Genomic DNA, 20,803 nt, shown 5'->3' with positions numbered 1-20,803 from the left:
TTAAATTTTTTCAGGCATTTCAAATTAAGGTGACTTCATGATTAGCACGCGTTGCATCATCATATTTTTAGCTCTTGCTGTTTTGAGTGGCTACGCCAACGGACATATCAGTGGTGAAAGCCATAGCCTTGATGTGAAAATCATTGACCTTGGAAGTGGGATCTTTGAACTTCGAACAGACCAAGCTGGTAACGTTGCAGTGTTGATTGGCGAAGACGGTGTTTTTATGGTGGATACACAGATGGAGAATTTGGTTGAAAGCATCGATAAAGCACAAAAGCGGTTGTCGGATAGTCGTGATGTAGACCTTGTTTTAAATACACACTTTCATCGAGACCATGTTCGAGGCAACGCATATTTTAAGAGCCGTGGGGCAATTATTATGGCTCACCCTAATGTTCGTCGTTACATCGAAAATCCTAAAGCTATCAAACAGCTAGGTCGCACAGCGCCTTCTTTTACTCATCAATACTTGCCGACCATCGATGTTACAGAAGATACATCGATACACATTAATGGACAAAGTATTGACCTGTATCACACCCATAATGCCCATACTAATAGCGATTTGTTTGTTGTTTTTAGGGAAGCAAACGTAATTCATGCTGGAGATCTCGTTTATACCCAACGGTTTCCATTTATTGATATTGATAATGGAGGATCAGTAGAAGGGTACATTGCAGGAATTAAGAGCATAATTGAGGTTGCCAATAAAGACACGCGAGTGATCGCCGGCCACGGCCCAACAGCAACAATTGATGACTTAAAAGCAACTATCTCTATGTTAGTTGACACACATGAGATTGTTGCGAAGCTAATCGCTGATGGACTTTTTCTTGATGAAATTCTGGCTTTAGAGCCTTTGGAGGGTTTTTCCGATAAATGGAGCTGGGGATTTATCACCGCTGACCGAATGATTGTGACGCATTATTACGACATAACGGGAAAGCTTAAATAATTATCTGTAAATGCGAACATCTACTTAAACTCTATTGCCATTACAACATCTTGTCACCGGAACAGCCCATGTTAATAAAAACGATCTACTCAAAAACGCGATATCTGCTAACGCTCCTCTCATTTTTGTTTGTTTCTGGCGATAGTCTTGCTAATCAGGCTATTGTTCTAGCAGGCGATGGTAAATCAATGGATAATTTTGGTTACTCTGCTGCAATTTATGGAAATACACTGCTTGTTGGTGCGCATCGAGCAGATATAGATGGTGTTATAGATGCCGGGGCAGCTTATGTCTACGTGATGAATGACGAAGGCTGGTCTGAACAGGCCAAGCTGGTCGTAGAACCGTTTTTCGAAGGAGATACGCTTGGCGGTATTGTTGCGTTGAATAATAATATTGCGGTATTAGGCATGATGCGTAGAGATGAAAAAGGCAAAGATTCTGGCGCTGTTGTTACCTTTGAGCGTGAAATGAATAAGTGGGAACAAAGGCAAATCCTCACAGCCTCTGACACTTCTTCTGGCGATGCGTTTGGTCAAACTATCGCATTAAATGAGCGGTTTCTTGTGATTGGTGCTCCTCGACATGATGCCTCCGGTGAGGATTCCGGAGCGGCGTATGTGTTCAAACGTTTGAATGACGAATGGCATTACCAAACCAAACTTGTAGCGAGTCATGGCAAAACTGGAGATTTGTTCGGTATCAGTGTGGCTATTGATGGTCATACGATTCTTGTCGGTGCTGACTTGGATGACGAACGAGCAGAAGATGCCGGAGCCGTTTATGTTTTCACTTTCGACAACACTCAATGGAAACAAGAAGCCAAGCTAATGGCCTCCGACGGTGGCAAGGAAGATATTTTTGGTGTACGGGTAGCTTTATCGAAAGATACAGCATTAATTTCCGCAAGGCGCGATGACACTGAGGAACTAGGCGTCGATGCGGGTTCGGCATATGTTTTTACTCGAAAGAAAGGTGTTTGGGTGGAGCAAGTGAAGTTAGTTTCGCCTGATGGGAAAGCTGATGATAGATTTGGACGTGGAGTAGCTTTGAGCGAAGATATAGCAATTATCAGCGCTATGAATAACGACGAGAATGGCCCTGATTCCGGTGCAGTTTATATTTTCGAAAATGATGAAGCTGGATGGCGCTATGTATCTAAATTCGTAGCATCAGGAGGGATGCCAGATGATAAATTTGGATGGAATCTAGGTTTATCTGGAAACAGAGTAGTTGTCGCTACTCCACATCATGATACTAATGGTGAAAACTCAGGCGCAGTCTTCATACAAGAGTTAAATACACAAAGGGAGTAATACTCGTTTTGTATTCACGCTTTCTTATTAGCCGAGCTGGCATCACAGCGAACAGGACGAAAATGGGGTTTGACCTTTGAGAGGCCCGCAATACAGTTGAACAAGTGCGTTACGCCTATCGGTTGAACTTAAAAAGGTACGAAGAAGAATCGAATTGCAGTTGTATCGTCCGCGCATTTCGGTAAAGATCTAGATTTCAATTCTTATAAAACCAGATGTCCGGTTAACGGTATCTATATGCTGCCGACGAGCAGAAGGTATAAGAAAGCGGAGGTTTACGGCAATTTTGGATTTTAAAAACATAAGGAAGCATACCCATCAAATGCGGCTTGCTAGCAACTATCTTGTTCCTATATTCCACGCATACTTGAGCCCCCCAACATACTCGATAGAGGAACCAAGAATATCAGGAGGCTTTTTTCTCTTAATTCTCTGCAGTTGCACTGTTCCTATTAGCTCTTTACGCAACCCAAAGTCTTTTAAATGCTTGCACCTATAATCTTTATTAAATAAAGAAATTTGAGCACAGCCCAGCGGTAAATACCTTAAAATTGAATACCATGGAAGTTTTTTGCTTCCGGACTTGAATTCACGGTTACTAAATGTTCTTCGCTATCAAGTTTGCTTTCAAAAGCCCACCTTTGGTGAACAGTTTTGGTGAAAACTTGGGATTTCGTCTGGCTTTAAAAGCATTGAGAATGGCGACGAGCCCCTCTGCCTCTAGCAGAGAAATATTTACTTCGGTATCCATTTCAGCAGATTCGACAAAGTCATCTGAAAATGAAGGTGCTACGATTAGTACCTGAGCCACTCGTTTACCTTGGTTTTCGCAGCGAGTTGCATAGGCTTTGACTTGTCGGGAAGTGGCAGAATACTTAGCGAAATCACCATTTTTGCAAGTTTTGGCTTCGCAAATAATAATGTCGTCTTCTGATAACGACAGGATGATATCTGTCTTGTCCTTTGCGGTATTAATACTCTTTCTTAAGTCTTCATCTACATCTAGTTTAAGTTGTTCAAATATGGCCTTCGTGACTTCTTCAAACTTAACACCAATGTCTGCTTCGGCAATCTCAATATTCTTTTCTTTTAGGGCTGCCAAATCCCGTTTAGCCAACAAAACGAAGTTATCTACCAGTTTATCGGTGGCATCTGCGAAGCTGTTGAGTATATTTAATCGAACATTTCCCCGCTTACTTGTCCCCATACTCTCTGCAACAATTTTTACTTCGTCGTTAGACAGCATGTATAAAATGTCATGCGGTGTGATGGAAAGTGAACGAAGCTTATCGATATCTAAGTGATCTTGTTCCTCTAATTCAAACTCAGCTCGCAACACTTTAGGTAGCGTTGGGAAGTGCTGCTCCAGGCTCGAAAACATCTCTTTGAAGCCAGTTGCTGACAGTGCGTTAAATTCTGTCTCTGCGGAACTATTCAAAGCATCAATAATTAATTGTGCGCGTTCTTCTGCCGTGGTTCCCAACTTATCTAGATTGAGATCTAAATCAGAGATTAAGTTTTTTAATCTCTCTTTGCGTTCATTGAGTGAAGATTCCGGGGCAAACATAACGCTAAGTAAGATATCGCTTACTTTAAGCCCCATATGGATTATTGAATTTATTTTTTCAGCCCGTTCAACACCACGTATTCTGCGATTATGGTTCTTCAAAATAGTGGATAACTCCGCATCTGTGAACGTGCGCAAAATCCTCAATAAGTGCTTTTCAGCCAACTCTTTACCCTGAATTCGATTGAGGATTGCGACAACCTCATCAGGTATATAAACCATTTGCTGTTTACGGCTGATAAAAACTAACCCTATCTCGCGCAGCGCATTCAGCGCATCCGAAACGTTATTTTTAGGAATAGAATCAACTGTGTGTTCCAATGCAGCCTGGTCGTCAGCAGGAATATGCAACTTGTCTGCTAATATATTGAGAATGCCACGTTCATCATCCGTTATTTTTGCTTCGCGGTTAATTCGATTGTCGTTTTGATATGCTTCAGTAAGACAAGCTAAATAAATTTCAAGAGAATTCTTTTCAGAAAAACTTTCCTCATCGGTGCTCTCCTTGATGAACTTGAGCAACTCTTTTGCGCGAGAATCAATTAATTTCCACTCTTTTGCATAGAGGCTTTCAATCCAGGAAATACGGCTGATGCAATTACCATCTCGACTTAATATATTGATTAACAGTGTTGCCTGAGCGCCAAGCATGGCAAGATTTTCTCGAATGCTGACCTCAAAATAAGGCGAAACCACATTAAACAACTGGGTGATTTCGCTGCTAGAAGCATTTTTAATTTGGCCATCAATGGCCGCTACACGTTTTGCAAGTGCCTTGTCCTCGGCTACGGCATCACCGCATAACTTATCAATACTGTTGATGAACTTTGACTTTTCGACTTGATTTATCAGCGTGATAATATTGGCGATCTTCATACCTACTCCATGGTTTACTATCCGATACTTTTTTTACTCTAGTCCGAATATAAAAATATTGCCAATATTATTTTAAATTCACATTGATTATTTTCTAAATTCACAACATTAAAAAGCCGATACATCTGCTCATGGAGGCAATGCTATTGAAAACCTAACGTCCGCTATTGATAATCAGTAGATACAGCTCATTAATTACGTTGGCATACTGAACTTTAATTTTTATGAGCAGGTATCTAGGGGGGGAGCTATTTGATAAAAAATGACTTTTCTCCGAAATCTTCTTCTTTTTCTGAGGAAATCAATTGGTTAACGCAGGTTCGCACTGCTAGCAATGTGTTGATGGCACATTTCCTCTACTTTTCTGCAAGTATCCCGAATTCAGACCAAGAGCATGTTTTTCAGGTCAAGTAGCAGAGATTTTTTGTGTTCGAGCATTTTAAACTCGTTGCCTATTCTAAAGGCAACAGTTGCGATTTCTTAGCAGTCAAAACTAATGCTGGTTTCATAAGGACTAAAATGAACAATAATTTCAAATTTGACCACTTTGGCTGTAGCTATTTGGGGTTAGTAGCTTTTTCGTTTTTATTTTTCTCCAAGGCCCAAGCATCAGAGACTGATTCTAACGCCCTTATTTACTCTTCTTTTGAAGGAAAAGGTCGTGAGATTTATTCTATTGATACTGCTGGAAAAAAGAGAACCAAATTAGCCAGTTACACATTGGCAGATGGTTACCCAGTCGTTTCGCCAGATGGAGACAAATTTGCGTTCTATGGAAAGTATGATGGCTACAAAACCTGGTCTATTCATTCGGCCAATATTGATGGTAGTAGTGTTGTTAGGCTTACTAACGATAAAAACGTAAGGGATGCAGCCCCTTCGTGGTCGCCAGACGGCCAACATATTCTGTTTTCGAGAAACAGAGTTAGGCAAGATGGAAATACTCACGAAGAGATTTGGATTATGAACGCCGATGGAAGTGAGCAAAAACAAATTAAGGGACTGAGCGGGGGAGGCGCGTCTTTCATGCCTGATGGGAGAATAGTTTTTCACTCTAAGACCGGAGCAAGTGAAATAAGCATAGCAAATCGTGATGGTAGCAATATCATAACACTGACAAATAATGATGCTGAGGATTGGCATCCAGAGGTTTCCCCTGATGGAAAACAAGTTGCTTTTATGTCAGACAGAGATGGCAATAGAGAAATTTATGTAATGGATATTGATGGGACAAATGAAAGACGTCTGACCAATAATGAATTGTCTGACTGGGATCCAGTATGGTCTCCTGACAGCTCGAAAATAGCTTTTGTCTCTGATAACGTTGAAGGTTTATATGATATCCATATTATCAATGTCGATGGTTCCGGTTTATACCAAGTTGTTAAAAACGGCTCACAGCCCTCAGGGGTAATTGAAAAGTAATACTTGAAATAAAGTTATTGAGTAACTGGGCTTAGTAATCTGGTAGAAAAATAGAAATCGTTCCTGGAATCGGAGTATGAATATAAAAAAGCGAACCATCCATATGACTGGGCCCTGAGTTATCAATGAGTTTTGATGAAATCTCAGAGCCCCGTATGGAGAGCAATTTTAGTTAGTAATACAAAAGGAGTTAAGTGGCTCTCTTACTTTAGGAGAAAGTGCTGAAGTGTCTGCATTAGAGCGATACCCTAACGTACAAATGACCACACTTCTTAACCCTTTTTCTTTCAAGTTTAGTATTTTGTCATACCCTTCTGCTTCAAACCCTCCCATTGGACAAGCGTCAATTCTCTTGGTAGCTGCCACCGTAAGTAGGTTACCTAATGCTATGAAAGCCTGTTGGTCAGCCCAATGCTTTCTGTCATTTTCACTCATACCTAAAATGGCATCTTTTACATGCTGCTTAAATCCATTAGTAGTCCCTTCCTGTAATTGCCTAATCTTTTCGGTTAGCTGGAAATGAGTATCAATATATTCATCATTGATATTCATTTGGGATGCGAAAACGAAAAGATGTGAACAATCTCTTGCTTTGGTTTGTCCCATTGAGAATGCAAGTAGTTTTGATTTTATACTTTGATCCTTTATTACAAGTAATTTATACGGTTGTAACCCATAAGATGATGGGGTAAGCCTGACAGCTTCAACCAACTCATCAATATCTTCCTGTGGAATTACTTCATCACTAAATTCTCTTACGGCGTAACGCCATTCTAAATCTTCAATAATACTCATTCTGTTTTCCTCTTAGTTTTTCAGCGGAATTGCAATTGGTCTTAGTGGTGCAGCGTCTGCACCTCTCAATTTCAATGAACTTCCAATAAACGCAAACTCGTAGACTTCATCAGTGGAGAGGGTTTCTAGATTTGCTAGCTCGATTATTGGAATGCCATTTTGGGCGAGTAAGAAGGTATGAACTGGCACATAATTCCCATCTACCTCTGACGGAAATGATTCAAAACTTAGGTTGTCTGAACCAACAATCATTGCGCCTTGATTTGCTAAGTAGATACTTGCTTCCATCCCAAGGCCAGGAGAGTTGTTCATGTACTTTTGCGAATCTTCGTATATTTTCATTCGTCCAGTTCTAATAAGTACCACATCTCCTTGAGCAAGCTTTACACCTTGTTTTTGCAAGGCTGATTGAATATCTTCTTTGGTAACCCGATAGTTATCCTCCAACATTTCCAGATTCTTCGCTTTCGGGATATCAATGAGTACTCCTCGTGCAACAATAGGAGGGATAGTCTCAGCCCCTGTTTTGTGCCATCCCTTGTCACCTAAATGCTTTTCTGCGGAAAAGTTGTTATATATTTTTCCATCCAGTCCAAAGTGATTCAGCGCATCTATATGAGTACCTGTATGTGTGTACATAGAAATAGCACTACCAGTGTAGCTAACATGCGAGTTTACTTTTTCTCCGACGTTCAACACATTATCAACAACAGAGCCTTTAGGAGTGTGTGTCATCCATATTTGGTATTGAGGATCCCCAACAGCTTGCCAACTTGGCATACCAATAAAGTATTCGACAGACAGATCGTAAATTTTTGACCAGTCAGCTCTAATCATTAATGACGTTTGATATTCTGGATTCATGTAGTTTAAACGGCCTAACTCATCATCAGCGCCCCATGGACTTTCACCTATTTTTTGTTCAGGGAATGGAGCCGCAATAGTTGATGCACTTGCAACAATGCTTGCCGCAATAAATTTTGAAATTATCAGGTTTTTAAACATATGCATTTTTCTCTTCTCTATTTTCACTATTTATATTTTGAAATAGTTTGGTTAGCTGAAGCTGAGAAAGTGCTTTCGTTAACAGCAATTCTTCATTTATTAGAATTGCTGGTAACGAGCTCACTTTAGGTTTGATTTTTCTATTGGATTCGTAAAATATTTGTTCTCGAACCCTGGTTGAATTAATACATGTTTGGAATTGTGTTTTATTGATCCCAAACTGTTCAGCGATAGCCGTTAATACAGTGAAACTGGAAATGTTTTGGTTATTCTGAAAGTGAGCTATTTGAACTTCATCGAAATACCTCCAACGAATAGTGCTACCGCACAAAAACTCGACAGCTATTGCAGCTAGACTCGCGTTGTAACCTGAAGGGTATTTAAATTGAGTCTTGCGCATTCCTTCAATGTTAAATCTAGAAGGGTCTTCCGCTTGCCATTGAAAGTACTCCCATCTTTGCAAGTTAACCTGTTTCTCTTCTTGTATGGTTTCAGGAGTGCTCTGGAATCTTCCGCAATATTCCATCGACACATGTGAACTGTGGATTACTTTTACATTAAATTTTTTGCTGACTCTTCGAATTCGTGGCGACAATAAATAGCACCAACCACAAGTTGCGTCTTGGAAAAACTCTACAGTATTCATGCTAGCCCTCACTGGTTTATGTTGAGGTTAGAGAATGTGTTCTAGTAATTAAAATGAATTAAATGATGGTTTAAATTCGATTTATTTCATGAGTAAAAATTTGAAAGCGGGTTGTTATTTCACCTTTTATTCACAATGCGATGGGTAAATTGCAAATGGTGAGCACAGTAATGGCTTGTGTATTTGAAGCTGAGAGTTAGCAATATGACGCATTAACAATGATTACAAAAGAGCTTTTACGCAAAGTGAGCCCGTTTGTTCAGGTGATAATACTTTATATGGAGAATATATTTAGTGGTAAAGATAGCAGTAGTTTACTTTAGTGGTAGCGGCAATACATGCGAAATTGCTGCCTCAATTTCAAAGGGGGCTTTATCTGTTGATGGGACCGAAGTCTTCAACTACAGAATAAACGCGGAAAGTATTGTTGGTGGTCGATTTTCAGATCAAGTCTTATTCAATACTTTGTATGGATGTCAGGCTATTATATTTGGAACACCGACTTACATGGGGAATGTTGCAGCTCAATTTAAAGCATTTGCCGATGCTACCAGCGATTTTTGGTATGACCAAATCTGGGCAGGGAAGCTCGCAGCTGGTTTTACTTCTGGAATTGCGCCGAATGGAGATCAAACAAGCACACTTCAGTATTTGGTAACTTTATCTAGTCAGCATGGAATGTTGTGGGTCGGTTTAGATACTCCTATTGGGAAAGAGGGGAAAATGTTAAATAGGCTTGGATGCCAGTTAGGGGTTGCAGCTCAAATTAATTCAAATTGTATTAATCCAGTTGATCACAATACAGCTAGATATTTAGGGACTCGGGTGGCAAGTTTGAGTAAAAAATTGATTTAGACAATGCTCAAAGTAAGTGTTCTTCAATCAAAAAATGGCGAGGCTCTATGAATAACAAAAAGCTAGTATCTTTAGAGAAAATAGAAAAACGCTACGGTAGTTCATTTAATCAAGTAGATGCTTTAAGAGACATAACTCTCAGTTTATTTCGAGGTGATTTTGTTGCTTTGATTGGTCCTCCCGGATCGGGGAAGTCTTCTTTGATGAATATAATAGGGATGCTGGAAAAACCCGATAGTGGAAAGCTACATATCTCAGGGCTTGAAACAAATTTGCTTGGAAAAGCAGAGGCCCGAAAAGTTAGATGCAAAACATTCGGATATTTATATCCTCAACTCAAGCTCGTGGAGTATTTTAATGTGCGGGAAAATGTAAAGCTTGGAGTTGAATATAGGAATAATGAATTGGAAAACATTGAAGAAGCAGTTTTGAATGCACTACAACTTCTTGACCTGTCACATAAGGCAAATGAATATCCAGAAAACTTATCCCTGTATGAATGTCAAAGGGTCTCTCTGGCCCAAGCTATCGTCTCTGGACCGGATGTACTATTGGCTGACAATCCCGGTGAGCATTTGGATTCTTTACACGGTCAAGAGTTAATGTTGTGCTTTAAAGAGTTAAATGCTTTAGGCATGACAATCCTCTTTTCTACACACAATACTAAAATGGCGGAAAGTGCTTGTAGGGCAATAACATTAATAGATGGACGTATCGTGTCTGACCAAATTAATCAAGGTTTCGTTGTTTGAGTAAATATGTGATTTATGCTTCGAACTTTTAAAAGGATAAATGAACTTAAGCTTTCATCATTTGTAAGTGTGATTGGTTATTGCGCTTCAATATTCTTAAGTCTGATACTGCTATTCCAAGCCCTTAATTGGTTTTTGGTCGATAAGTTTCAAAACGTTGAAGACATATATAGACTTCATACAACTTACGTATTCCCGGGGCAGAAGCCCATAAATACGGTGCGTACTGCTGGAAACCTTGCTCATGAACTTAAACATAACTTTCCTGATTCTATAAAAGCAGCAACTCGCTTTTTTCAATTTGATGTAGTTCTGGATAAAGGGGCTATGACTGAGGTGAAATCTAAAGCTTTAGTTGTAGATGATACTTTTACTGATGTATTTGAGCTGGTATTTTTGGCACAAAGTGAAGATGAACCATTGGCGGATTTTGACAGTGTTATTGTAAGTTACGAGTTTGCAAAAAAGTACTTCAATACCACCAACATAATTGGAAAACACATTAAAATATGCTGTTTAGCCAACGAAAATCGTTCGTATAAAGTTACAGGTGTTTTGAAACCAGAACTATTTGGTAGCCATTTGGATAGGAGTCTCATTGTTAGACTTAAATACTCTGATTTTCATCCGAATGATCAGACCCTTAACTCTTGGATAAACGTAAACCTTTTCACATATTTTAAGTTGGTAAATGAAGCTTCACCCAATAAGCTCGAAAATGAAATTAATAGTTGGCTTACAAATTCGGGAAACCCTGTTTTAAAAACCTTAGAGCAAAGACTGTCAGTGACTTCACAAGAATTGATTGGTGTTGTTGAATTTTCTTTAATGGATGTTCAGGATATCTATCTTAAAGCGAGACAACAAGCCGGAACAATTGGTGATTTAAAAGAGATGGGTGACACTGTTGAGTTTTGGATACTCCTTGGTGGCGCTTTAGCGATCATCCTGTTAGCTAGCCTAAATAACGTTCTTTTATTTGTCTCGGAACTTCCAAAAATTCATACTGAGTTTCTTCTTAGAAAAACTCTTGGGGCCACTTTGGGTTGTGGCTTTAAAGAAGTTTATATGCATTTTATAGTGCAAATTGTGCCGTCGATAGTATTGGCCTTTTCTCTGATCATGTTTGCGACTGATGATTCGTTTTTTGATGCGCAAAACAATCTCAATAACATTTTGTCTGTGTATACGCTTGAAGCATTCTTACTCTTGCTGTTGTTTATATTAGTGATTCCAGCATTAATGTCGTCAATGGTTTGGTGGCTAGTGATGAAAAATAGTGAAATGCTAAGCATTACTGCTGATACTTCCGGTTTTAGAAAGATTTGGCATGCGTGGCCCAGAACGTTGGCAATGTTGCAATACACCTTTTGCTTTTCTTTGCTTTACGTATCCACTTACATGTATTCCGATATGATCTTAGGCAGCGATTTAGACTTTTTATCTGATGAGGATATTGTCGTTTACACCTCTGGTGTTGATTTGCCTGAGGATATTAACAATGCGGAGGGGGCAGGGACCGCAAAGATACTTGCTGCTTCATCTGGTCCGCTAGAGGATTGGGAACACTCGCGGATTTACAGTCTTTTAGACAAGATCAGTATTATCTCGAATCAATCCAAGCAGGTGATCAATTATTTGGAAGTAAACTGTGAGTTTATTTTGAGCATCAATGTCAAAGGCTTTGATTGTCGTAAGGACAAAGATGCTGTTGTCCTAAATAGCAGTGCTCGCAAATTGTTAGGATTTAGAAACGCTGACGAAGCCATAGGACAGATTCTTCTTTCTAGCGATGAAATGGGGGCAACTGAGCGCCATCAAATAGTAGGCGTAGTCCCTGACTTTGTTTATCACAATTTAATGTCTCATCGAAAACCATTGGTGATCGAGTTTAAGAGTAATCAACTACTTCCGATTAAAATAATTAAAGGTGATAAAAAAGTATTGGAGCGGGCTGCTTTTTTACTTTCAAACAATAAAAACTTGAGCCTAAGTTACAGTAGTGTTGGCAATTTGGTGGAGCGAAGTCTATCGGAAGCAAGAAAATTGACTTGGACATTATTGTTAGTCGGTTTGATAGTTTTATTCGTTGCTGCTTCCAGCCTACTTACGGTTTCTATATCCAGCTCTAATGAACAGAAAAACCAAGTAATGGTAAGCAGGATAAATGGTGCTGAAAACCTAACGCTATTTGCGAAATTGTTCGGCAGGTTGGCTAGTCCGCTCCTAATTGGTGCTGTCGTTGCTCTGGTCCCCAGCGTGATAGCGGTCATAGAACTTTGTGACAGGTATAGTCGAGGTTTTGATTTTTATAACGTGCTTTTTTCTTTGATGGTGAGCTTTCTTGCAGTTTTTTTAATTACACTTGTTTTAACAATACCCCCCATTTACCAACTTTTGGTTAGTCCGCTTAAGCTAAAATAGAGAGAGCGCAGTCTGACATGCCCTAAATAACTTGCTTTTTCACGTTTTTTTCACATCCTTTCATATAATTGGTAGTTATGAAATCAATGTTTGCGAGGGAATCTTTGAAAAATCTCATTCTTTTGGTCGAGGATAATACTGAGCTTGCGACAACAGTTGTTGATTTCTTTGAGAAAAAAGGAGCACTGGTCGACTATGCCCCGACAGCTAAGTTGGCACTCAATTTACTAAATCAAAATAAATATGACATTGTTATATTAGACCTTATGTTGCCTGGCATGAGCGGACTTGAGTTATGCCAGGTAATTCGGCGTGAGCACGACGTAACGTTACCAATTTTAATGTTAACGGCATTGGATTCAGTCGATGACATTGTATATGGTTTTAATTGTGGTGCAGACGATTATCTCACCAAGCCATTTGTTCTTCCTGAACTTGAGGTTAGAGTTGCAGCCCTGGCCAGAAGAAATGGATTGAAAAGAGATGTAAAGATTACTATTGGCCCGATCACTTTTGACAGGAGAACTCATCAGGTATTCAGGGATGGAGTTGAAATTAAGCTTTCCAAAATGGGGTTTCAAATAATGAGGATAATCGTGGAAGAATACCCAAGGGTTGTGTCGAAAAGTGAATTAATCCAAAAGCTCTGGGGGGACAGTTTAACTGAATCTGATGTTCTCCGGTCCCACCTGTATCAACTAAGACTTGCACTTGATAAGCCTTTTACTACTCCACTATTAAAGACGGTGCATGGGGTAGGGGTTACCTTTCAAAATATTGACTAAATGAAGAAATTAATTATAGGTAACAGAATCAAAAAAATACTGTTGCTTTGCTTCGCCGTAATTCTGACTTTAGCAACTGCTCTGAGTCTATTGATAATCCGCTATGAAGAGCAGATGATAACAGAAAAATGGCTTTTGGTTGCTCACCTTGCACTTCAGAATTATAAGACTGAATCAGCAGTGTTTGGCAATGGAATTTTTTTAACAGAGATGGATAAACTCCCTGATGTGCGCATGCATCAGAGTCCATACAATGATGGTAAATGGTTTAAATACCTTGCCGATCAGCATCATTTTTGGGGCCACACGACAGGAGACGGTAAAGTTCTGGTCATTGACGTATTGTCTCTACCGGGACAAGAGGTTAATGGTCAGCAAGCCAGCATATCCAGAATAGTTTACCTAGCGGTAAGTATTGTTGTTTTGTTATCCCTTGCTTGCTTGGTACTCTTGGTTTATACATTGAGCCCAATTAATCGATTATCAAAAACACTCGGCAATCATGATATAAAAAACATTCCTGATGGCTTTTCTAAAGAATATCCCAATGATGAGATTGGCGTTTTAGCCCGAATATTTGAGAGGAAAGTCTTAAAAATTAAGCAGTTAATAGAGAGAGAGCAACAGTTTACACGAGATGTCAGTCATGAACTAAGAACTTCAATCGCAATTATCAAAAACCTTGTTTCGGACCTTCAGGAAAATTATGACCTTACGCCCGCTGTACTAAGTAAAGTTGAAAGGATTGGGAACGCGAATTTCGAAACGGAAAATACAATAAAAACACTATTGTTGTTGGCCAGAGAGGATTATTCGCCTTCGGAAAAGCAAGTCTTAAATGTCGTTGCAGTGATTGAAGAATGTGTGATTCAGCATGCTCATTTACTTGACGGAAAATCGGTAGATGTCGAAGTTGATGCTCCGCCAACTGCGCGTGTCGCCATACAGTCGGGCGCTTTCAGCATTTTAATTTCAAACTTAATCAGTAACGCCTTTCAATACACTCATAAAGGAAAAGTTGAAATTCTATTCAAGAACAATATGTTTATAGTTCGAGATACTGGTGTTGGTATTCCTGAAGATATGCGTGATTCCGTATCCGAACCTTTTATCAAAGGCTCCAGAAGCAAAGGCTTTGGAGTCGGTTTGTCAATTGTTAAGAAGTTGTGTGAGACCTACCATTTTAGAATGAGAATTTCTTTTGGTGAAGAAGGACGAGGAACAACTATTTGTGTTTTTTTTGACTAATTTTCACTAAGCCTTCACATAATTTAGTTTAAAACTGCATTTATGCGAATAAGCGTTCAAGGCTTCTAATAATGACAGTTTTAAACAATTACCTGGACATAAACCCTGGTCCCAATTTTTCGATCAAGGCTGATCAAATTTGTTTGTATTTGCGGTTAGATGGGCTATTGAGATATGAGTATCTAATCGTCAGTCCGGGCAAATTTGCGCCACTTGAGGAACTTAAAAAGTTTATATCTACCTTATTTAATTATGTTCAATTATTTCAGCTCCACCAGGGCGACCTGGTCTTGATTTTGCCGCAAAATGAATATGCTAAGTCAAAACTTAATTCTTCTATCAAAGAACTTAGGTTACTTGTAGAGCAAAATCTTGAAGGTACATCAGTGCTTTTTTCTGTATATCAGACAAAAAGTAAGGAGGAAATATACGCTTTTCAGGCTATAGCAGCCTGTCAACGTAGTCTTGTTCACTTGTTGACGAGCGAACGGGTTGAGTTTACCAATATTGACGATTTAGAAAATCTTGAAGCTGAGTTGCATATAATGAACTCAATTCCCAAAGCGATTTTCATGCGGCATATAACATTTCACTACCAACCAATAGTTGATCTACATAGCCAAAAAGTATTATCTGTTGAAGCCCTTGCCCGTTGGAATGATGGTGAGACCTCGTATAGCCCAATGTCATTTATTCCTTTGGTGCAAAACTCTCCTTTTAAAGAAAAGTTCGACAATTATCTGATTGATAGTGTTTTAAGTGAGTATGCATCCCTGGTCTTAAAGTTTGGTCCTATTGAAGTCAGTATGAACTTCATGTCTGAGTCTCTTATGTCTGGCGTTTTGATAAATCGATTGATTGATAGCTGTCATAAATACAATGTCCCTACAGATAAAATAATAATAGAAATAAGTGAGTTAGAACCAATCCGTGTTGATGCTACATTAATTAACAATCTCAACCGATTAAGAAGTCATGGATTCAAAATTTCATTGGATGATTTCACTCAGGGATACTCATGTTTATCCGCCTTGTCTCATTTACCAATTGATCAAATCAAAGTTGACAGGATGTTAACTTCGAAGATTTTAACATCGAATAAATCGTTAAACATTTTTAGCTTGATTGCATTGATTTGTGTTTCTTTGAAAATAGATGTGATTGTTGAAGGTGTTGAGACTTTTGAGCAATCCAGAAAACTAATTGACCTCGGTTTCACAAGTGGTCAAGGCTATTTATACAGCAAACCGATGTCTTTGTGGGATTTGTGTAGCGACAGTAAATATAAAGGGACAAGGAACAATAATGAACAATCAATATACTGGCTGGACGCTTAAAAAGTATGGTAGAGCCCAGAGACTGGCGTTAAACACCTATCAGCATCATCCACTAAAAGATACAGAAATACTGATTAAAATCGAATACAGTGGGGTAAATTCAGCTGACATTGCACTAAGAAAAGGCAAAAAGTTAATTGTTCGTTTGTTTAATGGCCTTTTCTATCCAAAAAAAATTACCAGGACGGGTGTAGACTTTTCTGGACGAATTATTTCCGTGGGTCATAAGGTAAAAAAGTACAATCAAGGAGATTGGGTATTTGGTCTTCGCGATAACGACTTTAGTACTAATTCACAGTATCTATACGTGGATGCAAATTGCTTAATGGCAAAAATACCAATAGGAGTTTCACCTGAAACAGCCTGTGCCGGAAGTTTTGGGGGAATAAACGCTCTCTTTTTCATTAATTTATTACCAAAACTAGAAAATCGCTCAAAAATCCTTGTTACAAACGCACAGGGAAGCGTTGGAAATGCGGTATTTCAAATACTCAATGCAATGGAACATGATGTCATTGCCGGCATTCGAACTGGCCATGAAAGCTCGTTTAAAAGTCAATTTCCTAATGTGTTATCTATGCCCGAAAATGACCTAAGAAACTTAGGTAGTGATACCTTAGATGTGATTATTGATTGTGGTGGGAGACGGATTAACTTTGGGCTTATTAAAGCATTGAAGTCAAAAGGGTATTTGGTGACTACTTCTTTCGGTTTTTCAACAATGATTTTTAAGTACATAACGGAAATTTTCTCTGATAAAAAAATCATATCTAGGGTGGCTGGTTATTACAAAGAAGACTTGGAATGTATTGCTGAATATATCTGTAGTGGTACTTATGATCCTCAAGTTGATTCCATTTTCCCTTATGAGGATTTAATTGCTGCACATAAGTATATAGATAATTTTGGTAAATTTGGTTCGGTAGTTATAAAGTCTTAAAATAAATAAAGTTATATTTGTTCACATAAAATTCACGTTTTTAATTGTAGCCTCATTTGTGAAATATTATTTTAATTTTTGTAATAGAGGTGGAAATGTTTAAACGGTTTTTTATAGCCTGTTTTTATTTGGGGTTGATTTCTTCAATAAATATTCATGCGTCAGAATGGAGTGTCAACGAAATACATATTACTCATGGGGAGTTAAATAATCCTTTTTCAGACTCATTTGCTTCATCATCTACAACTATTATTACCTATCAGCATGTAAGTGGCTGGGAGTATGGTGACAGTTTTATCATGGTAGATTATATCGATGATGATAATAATGATGGTTTCAATGATGATGACTTCTATCATGAATCTTACTTCAATTTCAGTAGTAATAAAATCTTCGATATAGATTATGGAAACGGACCTCTTTCAGATGTTGGAATGTTTCTAGGCGTTAATATTGCAGGTAGAGCAAAGGTTAAAAAGTTCTTACCTGGTATAAGACTTTCATGGGATGTGCCTGGATTTAGTTTTTTAAATACAGATGCCGGTGGTTATATAGATCACAGCGCGGGATCTTTAAAAGGTGGAGCACCAAAGGAGGAAAATAGTGCGTATTTTGACGTTAGTTGGGGGTACCCGTTTACCTTAGGGAATCAGAAGTTCAGCTTAGAAGGGCATATTGAATATATCACTGGAAGGGACGTACTTGTAGACGGAGATTCCAAGGTCAGAGCTCATGACTGGCTGCTAATTCAACCACAGCTTCGATGGGACGTTGGTCACGCGCTATACAATAAGCCTGATCAGTTTTTTATTGGGTTTGAGTTCCAATATTGGAAAAACAAGTTAGGCGGGAACAAGAGCGAACGAGAAGCTCAATTTCTTGCTGTTTGGCGTATGTAAATCTTGTTAATTTGGATGTTTTAATATGAAGACTATTTTATTTTTTGTTTCAATCAGTTTTTTGTGTGCTTCGGCCTTCTCTAAAGAAATTAATCTGGCTGCTAGTTTAGCTATCCCTCCATATATATCTGATGGTGGGGCATCGGGAATGGAAGTTGAGATTGTTAAAAATGCATTAGAAAAATCAGGACACAACACTAATATCGAGTTATATCCTTTGAAGCGAGTGTATGATGCAGTTAAGGCAGGAAAAGTTGATGCTGCAATGACTGTTGTTCCTTCAAGCGAACATTCCGACTTGTATTTCTCAAATTCTCATGTTGCATACCAAAATGTTGCTGTATCTCTTGAACGTAATAGCTTTCCAATTCAGGGGGTAGATGATTTAGAAAATTACTCGATTATCGCATTTCAAAATGCAACAAAATATCTGGGCGATGATTATTCTTCTGTTATCAAAAAAGCTAAAAGTTATAGTGAAAAAGCGAACCAAGATGTCCAGATTGCAATGTTGTTTTCGGGTAAAACGGATGTGATTGTTTTGGATATTAATATATTCAGGAGCTTAATAAAGTCGGAGAGTCGGGTCAATACTAATCAAAAATACGTTATTCATGAGCTGTTTCCAAAAGTAAATATGACCGTTGCCTTTAATGATGAAACTATAATGAATGATTTTAACAACGGTCTTAAAATTATTCGTGAAAGTGGAGAGTATCAGTCAATTTTAAATAAATACGTTAATTGATGTGTAAGAGATGGAGTTACCTTTGAATTTTATCAATTCTATTTATTTAAAGTGTGTAATATCTATCGGTGCGGTTCTTACATTATTGATAGCAGGACAAGGTGTTTGGAGTTATTCAACTGAAAAAGCACAGTTATTTCAAAATCATGATGATGAACTGGAGCAGCTTTCAGATAGATTGAATATAAATTTGCCCGGTTTGATTTGGAATTATGAAAATAGCCAAATTGATTTGGTCTTGGCAGCTGAAGAAAAGTTAGACTCAGTTTCAAAAATCATAATTTATGGAAATGATGGGAGCATATTGGCAAAATCTGAGGGTGTTGAAACCGATAACTCATTAGAGGTTGAGCTTTCTTTCGGCCAAGACACTCAGAAGGAGCCGGTTGGGAAAGCCATTATTTTTACGGACGAAAGCGATATCAATACAGAGTTGCAGAGTTTATTTTACTCTGAGTTGATTAAGGATATTTTGTTATTGGCTGTTTTAATAATTGTTTTTCAAATCATTTTTACAAAGTTTGTAAGTAAACCACTTAATAAGACGGTCTTGGCATTTAAAAATATCTCTAGCGGAGAAGGTGATCTCACCCGAAGGTTGGATGTTGTTTCAAATGATGAAATCGGTGAGCTTTCCCAGGAGTTTAATGTTTTTGTTGAGACTATTCAGTGTCTGGTACAAGAGTTAAACCGAGCTGTGGAAGAGAGTGCGATAATTGCTGGGCAGTTTAAAGATGACGCTACATCAAGTAATGATTATTTAACAAGCCAAGTTTCAGAAATAGATATGGTGGCGGCAGCAATTACAGAGATGTCTCAATCTGCTAGGGAAATAGTATTGCACGTTAAGGAAACAGTAGAAGCTACAGATGTTGTTAACTCTGATACAAAGGAAGTAACGAATGTTGTTAACAGGTCGATTGATTCCATCAATTCGTTAACGGAACAGCTGGATACCGCTGCAAGCTCAATCTCGATGCTGGAAAAAGAAGTAGAAAACATTCATTCCGTTTTAGACGTTATTGTTGGCATAGCCGAGCAAACAAATCTTCTTGCATTGAACGCTGCAATTGAAGCTGCAAGAGCTGGAGAGCAGGGGCGAGGGTTTGCAGTAGTTGCAGATGAAGTAAGGGCTTTGGCTAGTCGGACGAAGAGCAGTACTTCAGAAATTCAAAAAACAATTGAATCTCTACAAAGTGGGACAAGGGAAACAGTGCAATCTATTGAAGTTTGCCAGGAGAAATGTAAAGCCTCCGTGGAATACGCAGCTTCATCTGGGGTAAGTATTTCTAACATTCAGGTCTCTTCTAATAAGATTAATAATATGGCTGCACAAATAGAGTCAGCGGTGTCAGAGCAAAGTGAAGTGTCAGAATCGTTGAGTGACAACGTGAATAAAATACTAATGACAGGAACTCACAGTATTGAGAAATTAGAGGAAATGTTGAGTAAGTCTGAAATGCTGGATGATAGCTCTAAAACGTTGAAAAAAATGATTAATCAATTTACGGTCTGATTCTTAATATGTCTGTTAATCGCGAGAAAGAAGCACGAGATTCTGACGCTAAGCGGTTCTTTGTTGGAAGCCTGAAGAACGTCAAGCGCTTGGAATCTCAGCTCTTCGATGAGTTATCTGTTTTGACTGACTGTCGAAATCGCAGTAGAAAATACCAAGAAAATATTTCATTTGATGTCTTCGACTGCGATATTACCGTTGATGAGTTAACGATGAGTAGTGATTTAAAATCTTTATTCATTTCTTTGTCTAAAGTATGGCCATATTTTCTGTTCTTTTTGACCAGACGAGATCATACTTTGGAACGATACTTGGCTTTAATAAGTAATAAGGTCGAGAATCAGGTAGCTGATTCTGAATACTTTGCGGTGCACTTTGAAATTGATACAGAGCAATTGTATAGATTAGTGCGTGCTGCTATGAATATTGCTGCCACCTTGGGTGAAAATAATCTTAAGGACTACAGTGAAAGGTTAAAGCAAGTTTTAACTGTAAACTTGCCCAAACCCTATGGCGTTCAGAAAATCAATAATGAAAGAATAGTAATTCGCTAATATAAAGGTTTAGCTCGGAAACTATATGAACATAGATAGGTGTGGCATCATACTAAACGTTTGCAATTTTGATGAATGCGTCCACTTTTACAAGTCTCTATTCGGTCTAAAAGAAATGTTTTCTAAAACTGAGGGCAACTTCAAATTAACATGTTTG

Annotated in this window: 18 protein-coding genes; 14 read left to right on the top strand and 4 right to left on the bottom strand. The window is 38.5% G+C overall.

The annotated features are described in order from the left end of the window. The first annotated feature begins 37 nt into the window (after positions 1-37). Together LJ740_RS10260 and LJ740_RS10255 are read left to right on the top strand one after the other, a co-directional pair. Positions 38-958, top strand: a complete 921-nt coding sequence (locus tag LJ740_RS10260) for an MBL fold metallo-hydrolase (protein ID WP_229529007.1) — start codon at positions 38-40, stop codon at positions 956-958. 68 nt (positions 959-1,026) lie between these two features. After that, positions 1,027-2,274, top strand: a complete 1,248-nt coding sequence (locus LJ740_RS10255) for an FG-GAP repeat protein (protein ID WP_229529006.1) — start codon at positions 1,027-1,029, stop codon at positions 2,272-2,274. A 598-nt stretch (positions 2,275-2,872) separates the two neighbouring features. On the opposite strand, the gene LJ740_RS10250 is transcribed toward LJ740_RS10255, so the two are convergent. Next, entirely contained in the window at positions 2,873-4,717 is a 1,845-nt protein-coding gene (locus LJ740_RS10250; RefSeq protein WP_229529005.1) for a hypothetical protein, read from the bottom strand. 426 nt (positions 4,718-5,143) lie between these two features. Between LJ740_RS10250 and LJ740_RS10245 the strand changes: the two genes are divergently transcribed. Further along, positions 5,144-6,142 carry a TolB family protein gene (locus LJ740_RS10245; RefSeq protein ID WP_229529004.1) on the top strand — a complete coding sequence of 333 codons (999 nt, stop codon included), beginning with the start codon at positions 5,144-5,146 and terminating at the stop codon, positions 6,140-6,142. A gap of 168 nt (positions 6,143-6,310) precedes the next feature. Here LJ740_RS10245 and LJ740_RS10240 read toward each other — a convergent pair whose 3' ends face one another. The 3 genes from LJ740_RS10240 to LJ740_RS10230 are packed head-to-tail and all read right to left on the bottom strand — an operon-like array spanning position 6,311 to position 8,588. Further along, a complete protein-coding gene (locus tag LJ740_RS10240; RefSeq protein WP_229529003.1) occupies positions 6,311-6,937 on the bottom strand; it encodes an NAD(P)H-dependent oxidoreductase in 627 nt (208 codons plus the stop codon). 12 nt (positions 6,938-6,949) lie between these two features. Beyond that, positions 6,950-7,948: a cyclase family protein gene (locus LJ740_RS10235; RefSeq protein ID WP_229529002.1), complete on the bottom strand. Its 999-nt coding sequence runs from the start codon at positions 7,946-7,948 to the stop codon at positions 6,950-6,952. Then, on the bottom strand, positions 7,935-8,588 hold the full coding sequence (locus tag LJ740_RS10230; RefSeq protein ID WP_229529001.1) for a DsbA family oxidoreductase: 654 nt from the start codon (positions 8,586-8,588) through the stop codon (positions 7,935-7,937). Before LJ740_RS10230 ends, LJ740_RS10235 begins: the two co-directional genes overlap by 14 nt. A gap of 294 nt (positions 8,589-8,882) precedes the next feature. On the opposite strand from LJ740_RS10230, the gene LJ740_RS10225 reads away from it, so the two are divergent. The 11 genes from LJ740_RS10225 (at position 8,883) to LJ740_RS10175 (ending at position 20,646) form a co-directional block, all read left to right on the top strand. Continuing rightward, a complete protein-coding gene (locus LJ740_RS10225) occupies positions 8,883-9,443 on the top strand; it encodes a flavodoxin family protein (RefSeq protein WP_229529000.1) in 561 nt (186 codons plus the stop codon). Between the two features lie 47 nt (positions 9,444-9,490). Then, positions 9,491-10,195 (top strand): ABC transporter ATP-binding protein, encoded by a 705-nt coding sequence (locus tag LJ740_RS10220; protein WP_229528999.1) that lies wholly within the window; start codon positions 9,491-9,493, stop codon positions 10,193-10,195. A 15-nt stretch (positions 10,196-10,210) separates the two neighbouring features. After that, positions 10,211-12,619, top strand: a complete 2,409-nt coding sequence (locus tag LJ740_RS10215) for an ABC transporter permease (protein ID WP_229528998.1) — start codon at positions 10,211-10,213, stop codon at positions 12,617-12,619. A gap of 104 nt (positions 12,620-12,723) precedes the next feature. Further along, positions 12,724-13,404, top strand: coding sequence for a response regulator transcription factor (locus LJ740_RS10210; protein ID WP_229528997.1), 681 nt, complete (start codon positions 12,724-12,726; stop codon positions 13,402-13,404). Continuing rightward, complete coding sequence (locus LJ740_RS10205; protein ID WP_229528996.1) at positions 13,405-14,652, top strand: sensor histidine kinase; 1,248 nt, start codon at positions 13,405-13,407, stop codon at positions 14,650-14,652. A gap of 71 nt (positions 14,653-14,723) precedes the next feature. Further along, positions 14,724-15,989 (top strand): EAL domain-containing protein, encoded by a 1,266-nt coding sequence (locus LJ740_RS10200; RefSeq protein WP_229528995.1) that lies wholly within the window; start codon positions 14,724-14,726, stop codon positions 15,987-15,989. Beyond that, positions 15,958-16,929 (top strand): alcohol dehydrogenase catalytic domain-containing protein, encoded by a 972-nt coding sequence (locus tag LJ740_RS10195; protein ID WP_229528994.1) that lies wholly within the window; start codon positions 15,958-15,960, stop codon positions 16,927-16,929. Before LJ740_RS10200 ends, LJ740_RS10195 begins: the two co-directional genes overlap by 32 nt. Before the next feature lie 95 nt (positions 16,930-17,024). Further along, positions 17,025-17,828: a nucleoside-binding protein gene (locus LJ740_RS10190; RefSeq protein ID WP_229528993.1), complete on the top strand. Its 804-nt coding sequence runs from the start codon at positions 17,025-17,027 to the stop codon at positions 17,826-17,828. A 25-nt stretch (positions 17,829-17,853) separates the two neighbouring features. Continuing rightward, positions 17,854-18,576, top strand: a complete 723-nt coding sequence (locus LJ740_RS10185) for a substrate-binding periplasmic protein (protein WP_229528992.1) — start codon at positions 17,854-17,856, stop codon at positions 18,574-18,576. Between the two features lie 22 nt (positions 18,577-18,598). Then, positions 18,599-20,092, top strand: a complete 1,494-nt coding sequence (locus tag LJ740_RS10180) for a methyl-accepting chemotaxis protein (RefSeq protein WP_229528991.1) — start codon at positions 18,599-18,601, stop codon at positions 20,090-20,092. An 8-nt stretch (positions 20,093-20,100) separates the two neighbouring features. Next, positions 20,101-20,646, top strand: a complete 546-nt coding sequence (locus LJ740_RS10175) for a hypothetical protein (RefSeq protein ID WP_229528990.1) — start codon at positions 20,101-20,103, stop codon at positions 20,644-20,646. Positions 20,647-20,803: the final 157 nt, after the last annotated feature.

The sequence above is a fragment of the Planctobacterium marinum genome (genome assembly GCF_020687805.1).
GTDB lineage: Bacteria > Pseudomonadota > Gammaproteobacteria > Enterobacterales > Alteromonadaceae > Planctobacterium > Planctobacterium marinum.
This window is presented reverse-complemented; position numbering and strand designations above follow the sequence as displayed.